The sequence below is a fragment of the Psychrobacter jeotgali genome (assembly GCF_904846315.1).
Classification (GTDB): Bacteria; Pseudomonadota; Gammaproteobacteria; order Pseudomonadales; family Moraxellaceae; genus Psychrobacter; species Psychrobacter jeotgali.
Map to the genome: position 1 here is coordinate 1,463,758 of NZ_CAJHAF010000001.1, position 19,043 is coordinate 1,482,800.

Consider the following 19,043-nt stretch of genomic DNA (forward strand, 5'->3'; position numbering starts at 1 on the left):
ATTATCATGATCCGTCACTTGGGAGCTCATGGCAAAAATCCTTTTTAAATCTATCCATTAAACTATAGGCTTTGGGTGTAATGGCTATCTCGGAATAATCCGGCACCCATTGGTGAATCAGAATTCGCTGGTCGCCATAATTAAGCTCACCTTTAGTAAGCCTTGACACTACCCAATTAAGCTTAGGCAGTTTCTCATCGATTTGATAGCCTAAATAGCCTGGTTTTTGGATGGGTGCAAGCGCTTCGGTCGATGGCGTCCCTGCCCCAAAAGCTTGAAAATAAGTAGTGGTTAACAACAGCCCATCATCTTTACGTTGATACTGCTCCTCCCACCACTGCTTTTCTACCGAATGCATCCAGCGCAGCTCAAAGTCGGCTTCAACGAAATAACAGACCGTTTTGCCTGATCCTTTAAAGCCACTATCGCCCTCAGTTTGTACTTCGATGACCGACTGGCGGCTAAACACTGCCCATAGTATAAAGATAACTAGTAGTATAAAAACAACTAACGCAACAATTAATGCTGCGCTAGGGAACGAGGATAACCACCAGCGTTTATTTAGCGGCTTGTTCATCGTAATACTTTTTGGCGCCCGGATGAATAGGCGCTACCATGCCGACGTTAGCGGTATCTAAGCTGATATCGTTAGCCGCTTGGTGGGCTGTTTTTAGACCATCCAAGTTCTCAAATAGTGCTTTGGTAAGCTTATAACCGTCATCTTCAGACAGATCAGAGCGCACCATTAAAGCGTTCATAATAGCGGCGGTTGGGATAGCTGTTTCGTTACCATAAGTGCCTACAGGTATCTCAAAGGTCTTGAAATAAGGCTTGGTGGCGATGATCTCATTAAGCTTATCTTGATTAATAGTGATTAACTGCAAATCTAAGCCCTGCTCAAGCTCCATCAATGATGAGTTAGGCAGACCGCTACTAAAGAACGCCGCTTCAATTTTGCCCGCTTTCATACCATCAGCAGCTTCAGCGAAGCCTAAATAGTCTACTTCCACATCATCATAAGTAATGCCAAAGCCTTCCAATAGAGTACGAGCGTTGACTTCAGTGCCTGAACCTTGGTCGCCTACTGCAATACGCTTACCGCGCAAATCTTCAATATTTTTGATACCAGAATCTTTGGTAGTGACAACTTGCACTACATTAGGATACAACACGGCAATTTGTTGAATATTACTTATCGGCTGATCAAAGTTATTTTCACCAACCACAGCATCAGTAACGACATCGCTCAGTGCCAGTACCATATCGACTTTACCTTGGGTTAGCAGATTGACGTTTTCAACAGATGCGCCGGTGGTCTGGGTTTTTGAGTTAACCCCAAAAGTTTTGGCATAAACCTCTGATAATGAGGTACCAATGATATTATAAGGACCTGATGCACCGCCGGTTGCGATAGTAACGAACTTGGTATCGAGCTTGTCGCTAGCGGTAGATGATGGCGTTGATTGTGTTTCTGATTCGGTGGTCACCGCTGGATCAGAGGCTGTCGCCGTTTCATTATCAGTATCTGAACAAGCAGTGAATGCTAAGCTAGAGGCTAGCATAGCTACGATTAAAGAGGTTTTGTTGGTAAGCTTCATTGATTTCTTCCTTGATAAAATAAACTAACTTTAGAAAATGAGGAGCAAGCATAATATGCTCTTATCACCCTAAATACTCTGTGTTCTCCTAAACTATACAACCTTTTGATTAAGACAATATATAAGCTACTCCTTGCCTTATATCTATAATAACATTTTAATTGACATATAAGCGTTAATACACGGTTTCACTATGCGAAACTATGTTTCATCATCTCACTATTTAAGCAGAATATAGATATCCTGTAAACCTTTATCCACTTATAATGGTCAAAAAGATGCTTTTAAGCAAATTGTTTTATCTCGATAACAACATCAACTACCGCTGGTACCCGTCTTAATAAAGCTTCTAACCATTTAACACCTTTAAACATCTACTCCTATAGTCTGACCCTATGCTCTCTTAACTGGCTAAGAGTATTTATAGTCGTAGCAGGCTATAATAATTGCACTTCTTTTATTTTGAATAGATTACCGTTTAACTAGGACAACAATAAATAAGCTGAGTATAAACGCTCTGGTTTGTTACTATAAATCATATTATTGCTTGCATAGCTTTTACTATCAGGGCTAGAACTGCAGTTAAAACAACTTTTAAGAGAAGTCTTCAAGGGAATATAATGTTACTAAACACTTTATCCAAACCTACTTTGCTAAGCCTAGCAGTTATAAGTGTCATCGGTTGTACGGCAACTCAGACAGCGACTCATTCAATGACTCAAACTACCTCTGGTCAAGCAACGGTTTATTACAACGGCGATATCATTACTATGGAGGGTGAGCAGCCACAGATGGTCGAGGCTTTGGTTACTCAAGCAGGCAAGATTGCTTATGTTGGCAGCTTAAAAGACGTCCAAAATAAATATAAAAATGCCGCGCAAATAGACTTACAAAACCAAACGCTACTACCAAGCTTTATCGATCCACACAGCCATTTCGGTATGGTATCGAACACTATGGGTCAAGTCGATCTGAACCCGCCCCCTATTGGTAATGTCGATAATATCGACAAAATGCTGCAAGCGCTAAAAGCTTACAAAGAAGATAACAATATTGCTGATGGCGAATGGATATTTGGTTGGGGCTATGATGAGACCCAGCTTGCTGAGCAGCGCCATCCGACCAAAAATGATATCGATAAAGTATTGCCTAATAATCCCGTTTATTTGCAGCATACCAGTGGTCATATGGGGGTAGCCAACTCCAAGGGCCTCGCCGCTATGAATATCAGCGCCGACAGCGAAGCGCCGGCTGGTGGTAATATTGCCCGTATGCCGGGCAGCGATGAGCCTAGTGGTTTGGTACAAGAAACTGCCATGTATCCGTTTATGTACAATCTGCTGCAGATACTAGAACCTAAACAAGCTGAGTTTTTTGAGCAGACCCAAGACTATTATGCTGAGAGTGGCGTGACTACCGCCCAAGATGGCTCAACCACCCGTGACGCGATTAAGTTTTTTCAATCACAAGCAGATGCCGGTAAACTTAAAATCGATTTGGTGTCTTTAGCAGGCGCGAGCGATTTGGATGAAAACTTAGCGGATGAAAACTTTAGGTGGAAAACCTATCAAAACGGCTTTAAAGTCCAAGGTACCAAAATCATCGGTGATGGCTCGCCCCAAGGTAAAACCGCTTACTTTACTCAGCCTTATCTGACACCAGTTGAAGGCTGCGCGCGTGATTGCCGCGGATTACCTAGTCTCAGTCAAGATGAGATGAACGCGATGTTTGTGAAGGCTTATGCGCGTGATAATCAGTTGTTTATTCACAGTAATGGTGATGCCTCAATCGATATGATTATCAAAGCCCATGAACATGCCATCGAAAAAACCGGACAAGACGCTGACAAAGACCGCCGTATTGTACCGGTCCATGCTCAGTTCGTTCGCCCTGATCAGCTAGAGACGTTCAAAAAATATAAAATGGTACCGTCGTTTTTTACCAATCACGCTTACTTTTGGGGCGATGTCCACATCAAAAACTTAGGCGAAAAACGTGCTAACTTCTTAAGTCCGATTGCCACCGCTGATAAAATGGCCATTACCTATACCAACCATTCCGACGATACGGTAACGCCTTTAGATCCTTTATTCTCAGTATGGTCAGCAGTCAATCGCACCTCGCGCTCAGGTAAAGTCATCGGTGCCAATGAACGAATCACGCCTTATCAAGCCCTCCAAGCTATTACCACCAATGCTGCTTACCAGTATTTTGAGGAAGATAGCAAAGGATCACTGACGCCCGGCAAGTTGGCTGATTTGGTTATTTTAGATAACAACCCATTAACCGTTGATGCGAATAATATTCGTGATATAAAAGTTATTAGAACCATTAAAGAAGGTAAGACTATTTATGAGCGCCCCAAATCATAACTTACTATAATAAAAAACAATTCTTAAAACTTAAACAAGGAAGCCTTTATGAGCACCACTGATAAGAGCAATAATCAAAGCAGCACTGAGCAAATCACTTCTTCTGATAATACTCATTATTTACACCATAGCTTTTTTGAGCCGACCGATAGCGATACGGATGTCAAAGCAACCTTGCTAATCGTGCACGGTATGATGGAGCACGGCGGGCGCTATGCCGACTTTGCGCAGTTTTTGGCAGATAATGGTATCGCAGTCGCCACTTACGATCAGCTCGGTCATGGGCAGACGGTCAAATCCTCTGATGAATTTGGCTTTTTTGGTCGTGAGCATCCCATGCAATCGTTGCTAAAAGACGTCATTATCATGGCAGACAGCTTAAAATCTCGTCATCCCCAGGTACCACACTTTATAATGGGACATTCAATGGGCTCATTTATTGTGCGTAATGTCCTCAAGCATCATGCCCAAGACTTTGCAGGCGCTATTATTATGGGCTCCTCAGACGCCAATCCGTTGATTAAACTACTGATGCCGCTTAACAAAATATTAGCCAAAGCTGCACCCCGCAAGCCCAACCCTTTATTTGCCAACATCATGAATAAAATTCTTAATAGCAAGCTGGATAATCGTATCTCAGACTCTGAGCATGCTTGGTTAAACGAAGATCCGGCGGCTATTGAAGCTTATGAAGCCGATCCTTTAACCGGTTTTGATTTTACTAATAATGGTTTTTTGACCTTATTCGCCTTGATGCAATCCAGTCTCCATAAAGGCTGGGCGAAAACTATTACTAAAGATTTTCCCATGCTATTTGTCAGCGGCGAGAATGATCCTATCGGTGATATGGGCCGCGGTATTCGTAAAGTTATTGGTAATTTAGAGAAACAAGGGTTTAAAAATATAGATGAGCAGCTTTATCCGAATATGCGTCATGAGCCCCTGCATGAGCAAAACCATAGTATGGTCTATAACGATATTTTAAACTGGATAGATAACTATATTGATGCCGACCAGGCTTAGAGTCTATTTGCTAAACTCAGTCAAATTAGCGACAATAGTTCGGGTGGTTTTTTATCTTTAAAACCGTTTATTGCGCTGGATATGGCACTAAAATTTTAATTCATTGCTAGCTCATTACTTTTAGGGATTTTTATGTCACTGCAACAAACTATCGAACAAGCTTTTGAGAATCGTAACGATTATAGTCCCGCCAATATGCCACAAGATGTGCGCGCGGCTATTGAGCAAGTGCTAGAACAACTTGATAACGGTAGCTTGCGAGTCGCTGAAAAAAAGGCTGGCGAATGGGTGGTCAATCAGTGGGCCAAAAAAGCGGTGCTATTGTCTTTTCGTCTCAATGATAACTACGCCATGCCAGCCGGTGAGCATGTGCAGTTCTATGACAAGGTACCGACCAAGTTTGCAGGCTGGACCGAAGCACAGTTCAAAGCAGCAGGCATACGTGTAGTCCCTCCAGCGGTTGCGCGTAAAGGCTCATATATTGCCGCTGGCGCAGTACTTATGCCCTCTTATATCAATATCGGTGCCTATGTCGATCAAGGTGCGATGGTTGATACTTGGGCAACGGTGGGCTCATGTGCACAAATCGGTAAAAACGTCCACCTATCAGGCGGTGTCGGTATCGGCGGCGTCTTAGAACCGCTACAAGCTAACCCTACTATCATTGAAGACAACTGTTTCATCGGCGCACGCTCTGAGATCGTTGAAGGCGTCATCGTAGAGGAAGGCGCCGTTATCTCGATGGGCGTTTACATCGGACAATCAACCCGTATCTATGATCGTGAAACCGGTGAGATTCATCGTGGACGAGTACCTGCAGGCTCAGTAGTGGTGCCGGGCAGCTTACCATCGAAAGATGGCAGCCACAGCTTATACGCTGCTATTATCGTCAAAAAAGTCGATGCCCAGACTCGTGCTAAAACAGCGGTAAATGAGTTACTGCGTTTAGACTAGGTTTATTGCTTAAAAAGGGTAGCGCTTAAAAAGCCGACTTGATAGCAGGTCGGCTTTATTGGTTTTTTAGCTTTTAGATTCATGGCATACTGGCTATTTTTATGCTCTTATCAAGGGATTTGATATGGTTAATAATCATTACGCGGTCATTGGCGGAGGGATTAATGGACTCTCTGTGGCTCGGCAGTTACTACTGGATTTTCCAGACTCTAGAGTAACGGTATTTGAAAAAGAACAAAAGGTTGCCCAACATCAATCAAGTCACAACTCTGGAGTAGTACATGCTGGCCTTTATTATGAGCCCGGCGGCCTTAAAGCTCGCTTATGCCGTCGAGGTGCGGAGCTAGTCAAGCAATACTGTTTAGAAAAGGATATCGCTTACGACGAATGTGGCAAAGTAGTGGTGGCATTAAACACCGTCGAAGAGATTAGGTTAGAGAGCATCTATCAAAGATCTATAGCCAATAAAGTGGCTGATGTTCGAATGCTAAATGCCGAAGAGATTAGCGCCGTTGAACCCAATTGCATTGGAACGAAAGCACTTTATTCTCCTCGTACCGCTATCGTAAGCTACGGAGATATTGCCCAAAAAATAGCGGAAGAAATCTTGGAAAAAGGGGCGGATATTATCCTTGGCAGAGCCGTAACTCATTTAACTGAAAACAATAAAAAAATCAGCGTCCACTTCTCTGATAACGACCATCATGATTCTACTTTTGATTATGTGGTTAGCTGTGCAGGTTTACAGTCTGACCGACTGGCTGCTCATTCAGGCGATATCAAAACTCCCAAAATAGTGCCGTTTTTTGGTCAATATTACGTTATCGATGAGGCCTATAAAGAGCATGTTAAAGGTTTGATTTATCCGGTACCGGACCCGAGCTATCCTTTTTTAGGGGTACACTTTACCAAGCGTATTGACGGTCAGATGACTATTGGACCAAATGCCTTTATCTCTTTGGGTCGTGAAAATTATAGCGGTACAGATTACAACGTTGTAGATATTTATGATTTTCTTACTTATAGAGGGTTTTGGCGGTTCTCGTCGAAAAATGTGCCCGCCGCCGCGCGTGAGTTACGTACGGTTTTAAGCCAAACTAACTTTGTTGCACAAGCCGCTAAATATGTGCCTTCTTTAGCCAATGTCTCAGTGACCCCTGCTACCCGAGGAATCCGAGCGCAGGCTATGGAAACTGATGGCTCTTTAGTCGATGATTTTGTTATTAGAAAACAAGGGAATATCACCCACATTCGTAATGCGCCCTCACCCGGTGCTACCTCCTCTTTAGCTATTGCTGAATATATAGTAAAAGAGATCATGACCCATGAATAAATCATAAAATTGACTCAAACATTATCATATATAAAGTCTCTATATCTTTTTTGCGGTTTAATACAATAACTTAGGCTATAATCCATTAGTTATACGTCTTAACCCTTTATTAACTATTCTTTTTTTATTTTTTTCGATACCTATTTAACTGAGTATCGACAGCCAATTGTATTTGAAAACATTATGACTAAGACCTTGCTACGCCAACCTCATATACCTGTCACTGACCCTGAAGCCGGTTTACGCATTACTGAGATATTTTATTCTCTACAAGGTGAAGCGCTGACTTCAGGCTTGCCAACGATATTTGTGCGCCTAACCGGTTGTCCGCTGCGCTGCGTTTACTGTGATACCGAATACGCCTTTACTGGTGGTGAGCGGCAGTCGCTTGAAACCATTATAGAGACTATCAAAAGCTATCCTTGTAAACGTATTTGTGTGACCGGCGGCGAACCTTTAGCGCAGCCTAATGCTATCGAGCTCATCAAACGTCTGCTGAGCGATAATTATGAAATATCCTTGGAAACCGCAGGCGCACTCACAGTAGCTAACGTCCCGCCAGCTGTGAGCAAGGTTATGGATATTAAGACGCCAAGCTCAGGAGAAGCGGATCGAAACCTATGGTCAAATTTAGACTATTTGACCCCAAACGATCAGCTCAAGTTCGTCATTATGAATCGTGCTGATTATGACTGGTCAAAGACCATGCTGAAAGAATACAACCTTGAAAAACGTGTGGCTACGGTATGGTTCTCCCCCATGTTCAATGTGGTAGACGACGCTGACCCAAAGAGTGCTAGCCCTGAGGTGCCAGCACTTGCGCGCGAATTGGCGGAATGGATCCTAGCCGATGCGCTACCTGTACGCTTTCAATTACAGCTGCATAAAATCATTTGGGCAGACGCTAAAGGTAAATAAGCATATCAGCGAACGACGCTAGCTGAGCCTTTTTTATTTTAGTTTAATTGTTAGAGTGAATGGCGAGCAAACTATTAGATTGAGTGGCGAGCAAAGTTAAGGACACAGGGATGGTCAAACTTATTTTGCTGGGCTTGTTAGCCGGTGCCTTTTTTAGCTCAACCTTTATCTTAAATGAGCTGATGAGTAGCGCTGGCGGTCATTGGTTTTGGTCAGCCAGTTTACGTTACGTTTTTATGTGGCTGATACTCACCGCCATTATCACCATGCAACATGGTTTTGGGCGGATCAAAGCATTGACGACGCTATTCTTGGAGCATTGGGGATTTTGGTGCATTACCGGTAGTATTGGTTTTGGCATGTTTTATACCGGTATATGTTACGCTGCAGACCACGTTGCAGGATGGGTGGTTGCGGCAACCTTTATGTTCACTGTGGTCGCTAGTCTATTGGTATTATTAGCCTTTGGGCAGCGTTTTGATAAAAAGTTTGTCGTCTACGCCTGTCTAGTCTTTTTCGGGGTAGTATTGGTCAATCTTAGCGAAGGTTTGCGTGCCTCCGCCATGATCATAACAGACAGTAGCTCTGCGCTATCAATGACTGAAACCTTACTTTTCGGTGCCTTGCCAGCGCTAGTTGCGGCCTTTTGCTACCCGATTGGTAACCAACTGGTTTGGCAAGTGTCCTCCAATACTAAAAAGATAAATGCGCAACCGCCTCCTGCTGATTCACAGCTTATAATGGAAGCCTCTTTATTTACTCTCGTAGATAAGCCTGTCCTTAATAATGCTGATAATAACCATTCGTTCAACTTATCCCCTGACAAGCCTCCACCTTTATTACAGAAACTAATTGCCCGCATCCCTACCATTAGAACCACACTCTTGCATAATGCTTTTAACAAGGTCTGGCTGATGACGCTTGGCAGTTTGCCATTCTGGCTGATTTTAGGCATGATGGTGCGACCTGAACTGCCTAATACTTCGCAGCTTTTCAACACTTTGCTAGTGGCCTTACTGGCTGGCGTGGCGGCGACCAGCCTGTTTTTGTATGCGCGTGAACAAGCGCTAACCTCAAGTGAAGTCGCTGGTGTGGATTCCACTCAAGCTAGCGAGGTTATATTCGCATTGATCGGCGGCATAATATTGCTAGATAATGCGCTACCTTCAATGATGGGGCTAATAGGTATTGCGCTAATTGTGTTAGGACTGGTGTTATTTGCTAAAGGTGGCTAAAAATATTGATAGACAATAATCAACTGGGTACATAACCATGGTCAATGATTTGATTTTTCCTGATATCTTGTTGTATTTATTAGATATGGTTGGGGTAATTGCTTGTGCCGTCGCTGGTACTTTACTTGCGCAGCATAAAGGCTTTGATATTGCCGGCTGCATCTTGGTATCAATGGCCAATGCCGTGGGCGGCGGTACACTACGTGATATAGCGCTGGATCGCCATCCTTTATTTTGGATGACTGATCTCAATTACCTTATCGTTATCACCGTAACCTCGCTTATCTTGCAGATCTTTTTCCATTTATATCATAAGATTGATCGAGCGCTTAAGCTCTTCGATGCTATTGGCTTGGCAGCGTTTAGTGTTATCGGCTTCAAAGTGGCGTTAAATCAAGATATGGCGCCCCTTATTGCTATCTTGATGGGCGTTTGGACGGCAGTTATTGGCGGATTAATGCGCGATATTATTTGTCACGAAATCCCGCTACTGCTACAACGTGAGATTTATATTACCGCTAGTATTGCAGGGTCAGTCACTTACTTAGTGCTCGATAGCTTGGGCGTAAATCCAGGATTAAATGAGTTTATTATGCTCGGTATTATCTTTTGGGTACGGATTTTAGCCCTACGTTTTGATTGGCACCTGCCTTCTATTCGCTTGGTTGATTAGGCTAAGAAAAAACAGCGGGTTTATTAAAGCTATCAATGTTCACTCAGCGCTCAATCACGGCTCAATGACAGCTAAGTCTCTGACCATCAGCTGTAAGCTCTGTTTGCCATTCCATTCGTTGATATCAAGCTCAAATAATAAGTGCACTTGCTGGGCGCGGTAGTCCCATACTTGATGGTCAAAGTTAAAATAAATCGCCTCAATAGGATATTGCACACCCGGATAACGTAGCGATAACTTAAGATGCTTGTCCTTTAGAATCTTAAAGCTGAGTACTTCAAATACCCCATCGAATATCGGCGGGGCAAAACCATGTCCCCAAATGCTAGCGTTAGTTAACTGCTCAGCAAATGATAAACTAAAATCACTCGCTTGTAGGCCGCCATCGGTAAACTTTTGCTCCGCAAACACCTCATCATCAAGCTCCGCCATCACCTCATTAAAGGCCGTGACAAAGTCATCGAAGTTGCTACGCTTGAGGGTCAAGCCCGCTGCCATCGCATGACCACCAAAATGACTAATCAAATCAGGATACTGCTCAGCAACCTGCTCAATCGCATCACGAATATGCACGCCAGCAATCGAGCGTGCTGAGCCTTTAATCGCATCATTATCACCGGTGCGCTGAGTATCCGCTGGCGCAAATACAATGCTGGGACGATAATGGCTCTCTTTTAAACGTCCAGCGACGATACCGATCACGCCTTGATGCCAGTCATCTTTATATAGCACAATACTGCGTTTATCGTTTTCAGCTGCTCTTTGCTTAGAAGGTCTGTGAATAATAATATCGCCATGTTGATAATCATCCAAGCCCGCATTGTCATCGTCATCACTGCTATTAATATCAGCATCCGCATTCAAAGACTGTACGATAGCATCGGCTTGCGCGCGCATCTCACCCTCGACCTGTCGGCGGCTACGATTTAACTGTTCAAGCTCATGCGCCAGACGCTGGGCGCTACTCCAGTCCTCAGTCAACAAGCATTCGATACCAATACGCATATTATCCATGCGCCCAGCAGCATTAATCCTCGGACCAAGCACAAAACCGAAATCCTGCGCTTGCATTTGTTTGGGGTCACGGCCTGCTTGCTCAAGCAGTGCCAAAATACCTAAACAACAGCGACCTTGCCGAATAGCTGCTAGTCCATGATGCACCAAAATACGGTTATTTTTATCAAGTACTCCTACATCAGCAATAGTGCCCAAAGCCACTAAGTCGAGATACTGACTGACTTGTACGGTAGATTTACCTGCCTCACGGCGCAATTTTGCCAAGCGTCCTAACACATAGAACGCCACTCCTACTCCAACCAAAGCCTTACTATCAAAGCCACATTCGAGCTGATTGGGATTAACTACCGCCTCAGCTGGCGGCACAGGTTTGGTGGTCAGGTGATGATCGGTAATAATAACGGTAATACCATCGGCCTGCGCTCGTGCTACACCTGCATGACTAGAGATGCCATTATCGACGGTAACAATCAAATCAGGCTGATAAGTCTCGATGCCCAGCTCAACAATCTCAGGCGTGAGCCCATAACCATACTTAAAACGATCGGGTACTAGAAAATCAACATTGGCGCCCATCTTAGTTAGGGCACGCATCATCAGCGCCGTACTAGTAGCGCCGTCGCAATCAAAATCACCAACGATTAAGATGCGCAGGCTCTCATCAATAGCACGATCTAACAGACGCACGGCTTCAGTAATGCCATGCAGCTGTTCAGCAGACAATAGACCTGACAGCCCAGTATCAAGCTCGTCAGGATGCACGATACCGCGGCCAGCATAAAGTCTAGCTAAGGTAAAGGATTGGGCAGCAAGCGCTTGCAGCGCAGCAGGTAACTCGTCAATACGAGTAGCGGTAAAACGGGGGGTTAAATTTAGCATGAGCGTATTCTACTGTCTTTAGCAGACAGTCACAATATCAATTTAGCATGTTAAATAATAAGCTAAGAATACTCAGTCTATTAACTCTATTTACAAGGCATGTAATTAAATTTATGCTAACTGGTAGTTACAAAAACCGTGCACAGTTACGGCAATTTTCTGCATTTTGCTACAAAGCTATGATTGTATGCTGCCGGTAAATCCATAAAATAGTAACTATTATAGATATCTATCATCTGCGAGATTTTTATTAAACTATCAAGTGTTTATTAAAGCGCAAGTGTTTATCAAATCGGCATTTATTTATATTTTTCACCATTTATGAGGATATTCCATGAAAACAACCCCAAAAGCAGAAAAGCTTCCTAACACCATCGATCCTAGTTTAGACTTAGATAAAGTTAAAAAGGAATGTAAAAAACTAGTCAAAAAACGCGCTAGAATCTCAGCAGGTGTGGCTATTATTCCTATTCCCTTCTTTGATGTAGCCGTCGATGCTGGCATGTTGACTCATCTATTGCCAGAGATTAGTGAGCGTTTTGGACTGATTGAAGGTCGTGAATCGGCAGTTGACTTACAGTCGCGTGAAGTACACTGGAATGCTCTAAAAGACCGTACGGTTGACTTTGCTGGTCTTATGGCTACTCGTGGTATTGTCAAAAAAGCCATGCAGGGCTTTGGTGGACGTATAGCGGCTAAACAGGTTACCAAGTTCATTCCCCTAGGCGGTCAAATGGTAGCTGCCACTATGGGCTATATGATCTTTAAAAAAATCTCTTTTGATCACATCAATGAATGCTACACCCTAGCAAAAGATATTCAGAAAAAAGAACATGGTAAAAATGTTTAAGCTTTAATGGTAATAAAAACAGATAACCAGTTAAGAGGATTCTCTTAGCTGGTTTTTTTGTTGAATGTCTTTACTATGCGACGAGCTCGGAACAAAAAAAGCGCTATCAGTTCAATATCCTGATAGCGCTTTTTTATAACTAATCATCTAGCAGATCTAATATTTATCGGCATCGGTAATGACAGCGCCACTTCCTAGTGCTGCCGCCATAGGTATGGCTTTTTCCATACGAAAGTACTTAGAATGACTATCTATAATCTCATTGACCCCATCGACCAAATCTTCAATCACGTCATCATAAATACCATGTTGTAATTCAGTTTCGAATGCGGTAAAAGGATGCTTGCGAGCCGCTGCTCTTACATCTGTTATGCCTTGCTTACTATAAAACATATTGACGCTACCATCACTGTTTAGCACACAGCTGAGATCGCCGTCATCAATCATTATATCGATTTTTTGAGGCGTAAAGATGTAGTCATCGACATCTAGTAATTGTTTTTCTACCTCTTTTTTAAATAACGACTTTACGTCCATTATAACTATTCCTTATGGTTCAAAATATTCAAATAAAACGAGCTCAACCCCGCTATGCCATACTTATTTATCGTATAGTAAAGGTTCAGAAAATTGAATATAGACTGTGTAAACCTGCGTTTGCGCTTAGTAAGGATTTCAGCGCACCAGTCTAAAATCATTTCCATTGTCGCTGCGCTGATCTCTACTATTTTATCTACATTTACTATTATCGAAACTCTTTATTGTACCAAATGCGCTTTAAGCTCCAGCACCTTATCACGAGTCTTCGCCGCATCTTCAAACTTCAAATCACGGGAGAATTGTTTCATCAACTTCTCAAGGCGATTGATCTCTTTAGCCAGCAGATCAGGGCTTCTGAGGATACTGATATCCACATCGGGCAGATTACTTTTAACTGGAATCGCTTGGTTGTCATTAGCATCCAAATCTTCACCGGTATCAATTTTATCGGTAACGTTTCGGCGTGCGCCTTTCGGGGTAATATTATGCTCAAGGTTAAAGGCGACTTGTTTTTCGCGGCGACGATCGGTCTCCTCTATTGCTTTTTGCATACTCGGCGTAATACGATCCGCATAAAGAATAGCCTTACCATTCAAGTGGCGCGCAGCACGCCCAATAGTCTGAATCAGCGCACGCTCAGAGCGCAAAAAGCCCTCTTTATCGGCATCAAATATCGCCACTAGCGATACCTCGGGCATATCTAAACCTTCACGTAGTAGGTTAATCCCAACCAATACATCATGCACGCCAGTGCGCAGCTCATGAATGATCTGCATACGTTCAACGGTATCAATATCAGAGTGTAGATAAGCGACTTTGACATCGTACTCTTTAAGATAACTGGTTAAATCCTCCGACATGCGCTTGGTCAAAGTGGTAATAAGTACGCGCTCATCAAGCTCACGGCGTTTGGTAATCTCCGAGAGCACATCATCGACCTGCGTGAGAACCGGACGAATCTCAATCTCAGGGTCAATCAGCCCCGTTGGACGCACCACTTGCTCAACCACTTGCTCGCTATGCTCAAGCTCATACTGCGCAGGGGTCGCACTAACATAAATGGTCTTGGGTTTGATGCGCTCCCACTCTTCAAACTTCATTGGACGGTTATTCATCGCACTTGGCAGACGAAAGCCGTAATTCACGAGGTTCTCTTTACGTGATCTATCGCCTTTATACATGGCACCGACTTGCGATACCGTCACGTGCGATTCATCAATGAATAACAGCGCATCTTCTGGAATATAATCAAATAGCGTCGGCGGCGCCTCGCCCCACGGACGGCCAGAGAGATGCTGCGAGTAGTTCTCAATGCCGTTACAGTAACCCAGCTGCTGAATCATCTCTAGATCATACTGGGTACGCTCTTTGATACGCTGGGCTTCGATCAATTTATTATTATCACGGAAGTACTCTAGCCGATCCTCCAGCTCATCACGAATGGTATGGCTAGCCGCCTCCAAGCGGTTACGCGGGGTGACATAATGCGATTTAGGATAAATAGTGATACGCGGCACGCTGCGTACGGTCTTACCCGTTAAAGGATCAAACCAAGTGATCTTCTCTACTTCATCATCGAACAGATGCACGCGTACAGCGAGCTGCTCAGACTCAGCGGGATAAATATCTAGAAGCTCACCGCGTAAGCGATAAGTACCCCGGCCAAAGTCCAGCTCGTTACGGGTATACTGCATCTCGACCAAGCGCTTGATGGTCGCCGTGCGATCTATTTTGTCACCTACGACCACATGCAACAGCATTTTCAGGTAACTCTCAGGATCGCCCAAACCATAAATACAAGAGACCGAAGCCACGATAATCGCATCACGGCGCTCAAGCAGTGCCCTAGTCGCTGACAGACGCATTTGGTCGATATGATCATTAATGGCGCTGTCTTTTTCAATAAAGGTATCGCTTGCTGCTACATAAGCCTCAGGCTGATAGTAGTCATAATAGCTGACGAAATATTCGACTGCATTATTAGGGAAAAACGCTTTGAACTCGCCATACAACTGCGCAGCAAGGGTCTTGTTATGCGCCATGATAATCGTTGGCCGTTGGCACTCAGAAATAACTTTGGCCATGGTATAAGTCTTACCCGAGCCGGTGACCCCAAGCAAAAGCTGCTCATCCATGCCAGCATCGATGCCTTTCACAAGCTTGGCAATGGCTTGTGGCTGATCGCCTGCTGGCTCAAAATCAGTGAACATTTCAAAGGCACGGCTTGATATTTGCGTCCCTGACGCATTGACACCAGTGATCTCAGCTTCGCCTTGTAGCTGAGTGGCCAATTGATTTAACTGACGCGACGAGCGCGGTTCGGGCATACGCATGTTTGATTTTTTCCTGGTTTTTATAAGAAGTAAGGTTTATAACAATGTGGGGGCCTTGAGGTGGTTTTTAAAGGCGGGTGGACTCGTCTCTCAATCAAAGACAATGCCATTTCTCGTGCCAAACTTACAAAGCTTTTCATGCTTAACAAAGTCATTACACGACCCCTTAACAAAGCCTAAAACATAGGGGTTCATTCATTCTAATAAGTTGATACTATAGGTACTGAATTAATTAGTAAGCAATAAGTACAATTAATAAAGCGCTTAAAAGTTAATCCAATATCTAATAAAACCTAAAATAAAGGAGCAAAATATGAGAGAACGTTATGCAAGTGGTATCAGTGATGAAACTGCAAAAAAAGTTATTGATATCCTTAATAAAAACTTAGCCAACGTCATCGATTTGACTTTAGATGGCAAGCAGTGCCACTGGAATCTACAAGGCACTGGATTTATCGGTGTACATCAGCTACTAGATGAAACCACAGCACGTATCCGTGAAATCTCAGATACTATCGCTGAACGTGTAGTGATTTTGGGCGGTAAAGCAAATGGTATCTCTAGCCGTGTTGCCGAAGACTCTATTTTAAAACCTTATCCTACGGACATTACTGAAGTAGATGAGCATGTTCGTGAGATCACATCTCGCTATAAAACAGTAGCCGAAGCCCTACGTGAAGCTATTGATGCTGTAGGAGATGCAGGCGATGAAGATACTGCCGACTTGCTAACAGAAGCTAGCCGTATCATTGATAAAGACGCATGGTTTATTGGTGCTAACGCTCCAAAAAAATAAGATAACATTAAGTAAATATTTATTTCATGACCAAAAGGCTGCCTTAAGAGGTAGCCTTTTTTTATAGTTTACAGTTTTAGACCACCACATAGTATTAAGTAGTGCTATCATATACAATACCTATCATTAGATAAACTAACAATAGATGCAGCACTTACAATTAAAATAGGAGGTAATTATGGGCTTACTCGTTAATGGTAAATGGCAAGACCAATGGTACGATACGGATGCTAGTGGCGGACGTTTTCAGCGTGAAGAGTCGGGGTTTAGAAACTGGATTACCAAAGATGGTAGCGCAGGCCCATCAGGTTCTGGCGGATTCAAAGCTGAACCCAATCGTTATCATTTGTACGTGTCTTTAGCTTGTCCTTGGGCACACCGCACGATGATATACCGTAAGCTAAAAGGGCTTGAGGATATGATCTCCATCTCTGCGGTTCATCCCTTTATGCGTGAGCATGGCTGGACGTTTGCAGAAGGTACAGGCGTAATCTCCGATCCTATCTTCAACGCCGACTACATGCACCAGATTTATACCGCAGCAAAATCTGATTATACTGGACGTGTGACTGTACCCGTATTATGGGATAAAAAGACCAATACTATCGTCAGTAATGAATCTTCTGAGATCATTCGTATGTTTAATTCTGCCTTTGATGACGTTGGGGCTTTACCAGTTGACTTTTTGCCCTCAAAGCTAGTCGATGAGATTGATGAGCTGAACGCTTTTATTTACCCTAAAGTCAATAATGGTGTTTATCGCTCAGGCTTTGCCACCACTCAAGAAGCTTATGAAGAAGCGGTTACTGAGTTGTTTGAAGCGTTAGATACTTTAGAGAAACGCTTAGCAGATAAACGTTACCTTACCGGTAATACAATAACCGAAGCCGATTGGCGCTTGTTTACAACGTTAGTGCGCTTTGATCCGGTTTATGTCGGTCATTTTAAATGCAACATTCGCCGTATTGTCGATTATCCAAATCTATGGGGTTATGTGCGTGATTTATACCAAGTACCAGGTATTGCAGAGACCGTAAATATGGATCACATCAAGACTCACTATTATGCTAGCCACGATACTATCAATCCAACAGAGATTGTGCCGGTTGGCCCTGCTATTGACTTTGATAGCTCCCATGATCGTGCACATCTATCATAAATTAAGCTCGCAAGCAGACTATCAGAAAGAAGCCTCAAATTACTCTATAGTTTGAGGCTTCTTTTTTATATTATAATCTCTCAATCAGTGCTCTTCTAAACCGCTTGTTTGCTATCCAAACTCAAAAGACTGTCATTAGGCGCTGATAACGTCAAGATAGCTTCTTGAAATAACGGATTAGCACGGAATTGATTTTCAATAATTTCAAACTTTTCAGCAATATTTTTCTCTCGCTGATTATCTTTAATATCCACTGCTGCTACCATAAATATCTTTTTAGGCCCTACCCATTCTAAATGTAGATAAGAGACGCTATCAATGTCAGGGTGACTAAGTAGTTCTCCTAGCACGTAGCGGTGCATACTATCAGATACTTTATGTCCGACTAAAAAATCACGATTACGACTGATCAAAAATATCGCTACTGCGCCTAATAAGAGACCAACGATAATAGAGCCGAGCGCATCCCAAAATGGTTGTCCAGTGTAAGCATGCATACCCATAGCGGCAGCCGCAATAACCAAACCTATGACCGCCGCTAAATCTTCGAAGAATACCCCACGTAGTGTTGGATTAGAAGTATCGACAACATAGCCAATCGCACTTATGTTTAATTGCTCTCCGTGCTTTTTACTTTGCAAATAAGCTTGCACTAATGAGAAACCCTCGAGCACAAAAGCTACTGCTAAAATAATAAAACCAATCGTATAGTTGGTTTCGGTCTCCGCAGCGTTCCACTCAGTGATACCTGTATAAATGGAGACGATAGAACCGGCCATGAACACACCAAATGCGGCAATCATCGACCAGACATAAGACTCCTTGCCATAACCTAAAGGGTGGCTTTTGTCCGCAGGTTTGACCGCCTTTTTTTCAGCGACAATAAGCAGGGCACCATTACCTGCATCTGCCCAAGAATGCGCCGACTCCGCTATCATAGAAGCAGAACCAGTCATAAATGCGGCAATAGTTTTGGCAATAGCAATAATAAGGTTGGCACCTACTGCTATTAGCACTGTCACTAATGAGCTTGAATTTTTATTATCATCGTTAGACTCAGGTTCGCCATTATTAGGCTGACCTGCACCGCGTGCACCTGAAGTGGTTGGTTTTGATGTTTCATCAAGATGAAGTTGAGGGTTGGCGATAGAAGGCTTTAAACTCATAATAAGCTCAATAAAAGGGTTACTGTCATGGCAAATTAATTATAATTTGGCATAATAAACTAAAGAGTATTTAGGGAAATAGAATTAGCCTAAAATAATTACCCTGCAAGAACAGTAACTTTTTTAATGAATCATGTTTGAGATATTTAATTTTTACTACTTTTAGTAGTTCTTATTGACCGTATTAGTAGATTTTC

Annotated in this window: 16 protein-coding genes; 10 read left to right on the top strand and 6 right to left on the bottom strand. The window is 43.2% G+C overall.

Annotated elements, in window-relative coordinates; all coding sequences use genetic code 11:
- Window positions 1-4 precede the first annotated feature (4 nt).
- Both JMX18_RS05815 and JMX18_RS05820 read right to left on the bottom strand, forming a co-directional pair.
- Window positions 5-577 (bottom strand): DUF1850 domain-containing protein, encoded by a 573-nt coding sequence (locus JMX18_RS05815; protein ID WP_201585637.1) that lies wholly within the window; start codon window positions 575-577, stop codon window positions 5-7.
- A complete protein-coding gene (locus JMX18_RS05820; RefSeq protein ID WP_406947366.1) occupies window positions 558-1,562 on the bottom strand; it encodes a TAXI family TRAP transporter solute-binding subunit in 1,005 nt (334 codons plus the stop codon). Before JMX18_RS05820 ends, JMX18_RS05815 begins: the two co-directional genes overlap by 20 nt.
- Before the next feature lie 656 nt (window positions 1,563-2,218).
- Here JMX18_RS05820 and JMX18_RS05825 point away from each other — a divergent pair.
- The 7 genes from JMX18_RS05825 to JMX18_RS05855 all read left to right on the top strand — a co-directional run bounded on the left by JMX18_RS05825 (window position 2,219) and on the right by JMX18_RS05855 (window position 10,106).
- A complete protein-coding gene (locus JMX18_RS05825) occupies window positions 2,219-3,970 on the top strand; it encodes an amidohydrolase (RefSeq protein WP_201585641.1) in 1,752 nt (583 codons plus the stop codon).
- 48 nt (window positions 3,971-4,018) lie between these two features.
- Window positions 4,019-4,993: an alpha/beta fold hydrolase gene (locus JMX18_RS05830; protein WP_201585643.1), complete on the top strand. Its 975-nt coding sequence runs from the start codon at window positions 4,019-4,021 to the stop codon at window positions 4,991-4,993.
- Window positions 4,994-5,125: 132 nt separating this feature from the next.
- Window positions 5,126-5,947 (top strand): 2,3,4,5-tetrahydropyridine-2,6-dicarboxylate N-succinyltransferase, encoded by an 822-nt coding sequence (gene dapD / locus JMX18_RS05835; RefSeq protein ID WP_201585645.1) that lies wholly within the window; start codon window positions 5,126-5,128, stop codon window positions 5,945-5,947.
- Between the two features lie 124 nt (window positions 5,948-6,071).
- Window positions 6,072-7,280 (top strand): L-2-hydroxyglutarate oxidase, encoded by a 1,209-nt coding sequence (gene lhgO / locus JMX18_RS05840; RefSeq protein ID WP_201585647.1) that lies wholly within the window; start codon window positions 6,072-6,074, stop codon window positions 7,278-7,280.
- A 183-nt stretch (window positions 7,281-7,463) separates the two neighbouring features.
- Window positions 7,464-8,198 carry a 7-carboxy-7-deazaguanine synthase QueE gene (queE, locus tag JMX18_RS05845; RefSeq protein ID WP_201585649.1) on the top strand — a complete coding sequence of 245 codons (735 nt, stop codon included), beginning with the start codon at window positions 7,464-7,466 and terminating at the stop codon, window positions 8,196-8,198.
- A 110-nt stretch (window positions 8,199-8,308) separates the two neighbouring features.
- Complete coding sequence (locus JMX18_RS05850) at window positions 8,309-9,433, top strand: multidrug resistance efflux transporter family protein (protein ID WP_201585651.1); 1,125 nt, start codon at window positions 8,309-8,311, stop codon at window positions 9,431-9,433.
- A gap of 37 nt (window positions 9,434-9,470) precedes the next feature.
- Window positions 9,471-10,106: a trimeric intracellular cation channel family protein gene (locus JMX18_RS05855; RefSeq protein ID WP_201585653.1), complete on the top strand. Its 636-nt coding sequence runs from the start codon at window positions 9,471-9,473 to the stop codon at window positions 10,104-10,106.
- A 54-nt stretch (window positions 10,107-10,160) separates the two neighbouring features.
- Here JMX18_RS05855 and recJ read toward each other — a convergent pair whose 3' ends face one another.
- A complete protein-coding gene (gene recJ / locus JMX18_RS05860; protein WP_201585655.1) occupies window positions 10,161-12,002 on the bottom strand; it encodes a single-stranded-DNA-specific exonuclease RecJ in 1,842 nt (613 codons plus the stop codon).
- Between the two features lie 334 nt (window positions 12,003-12,336).
- On the opposite strand from recJ, the gene JMX18_RS05865 reads away from it, so the two are divergent.
- Complete coding sequence (locus JMX18_RS05865) at window positions 12,337-12,852, top strand: hypothetical protein (protein ID WP_201585657.1); 516 nt, start codon at window positions 12,337-12,339, stop codon at window positions 12,850-12,852.
- A gap of 156 nt (window positions 12,853-13,008) precedes the next feature.
- On the opposite strand, the gene JMX18_RS05870 is transcribed toward JMX18_RS05865, so the two are convergent.
- Together JMX18_RS05870 and uvrB are read right to left on the bottom strand one after the other, a co-directional pair.
- Entirely contained in the window at window positions 13,009-13,389 is a 381-nt protein-coding gene (locus JMX18_RS05870) for a hypothetical protein (protein WP_320158320.1), read from the bottom strand.
- Between the two features lie 221 nt (window positions 13,390-13,610).
- Entirely contained in the window at window positions 13,611-15,725 is a 2,115-nt protein-coding gene (uvrB, locus tag JMX18_RS05875) for an excinuclease ABC subunit UvrB (RefSeq protein WP_201585659.1), read from the bottom strand.
- Between the two features lie 313 nt (window positions 15,726-16,038).
- Here uvrB and dps point away from each other — a divergent pair, with 313 nt between their 5' ends.
- On the top strand, window positions 16,039-16,521 hold the full coding sequence (gene dps / locus JMX18_RS05880; protein WP_201585661.1) for a DNA starvation/stationary phase protection protein Dps: 483 nt from the start codon (window positions 16,039-16,041) through the stop codon (window positions 16,519-16,521).
- 178 nt (window positions 16,522-16,699) lie between these two features.
- Complete coding sequence (locus JMX18_RS05885; RefSeq protein WP_201585663.1) at window positions 16,700-17,680, top strand: glutathione S-transferase family protein; 981 nt, start codon at window positions 16,700-16,702, stop codon at window positions 17,678-17,680.
- Window positions 17,681-17,775: 95 nt separating this feature from the next.
- On the opposite strand, the gene JMX18_RS05890 is transcribed toward JMX18_RS05885, so the two are convergent.
- Window positions 17,776-18,846 (bottom strand): cation diffusion facilitator family transporter, encoded by a 1,071-nt coding sequence (locus JMX18_RS05890; protein ID WP_201585665.1) that lies wholly within the window; start codon window positions 18,844-18,846, stop codon window positions 17,776-17,778.
- Between the last annotated feature and the right edge of the window lie 197 nt (window positions 18,847-19,043).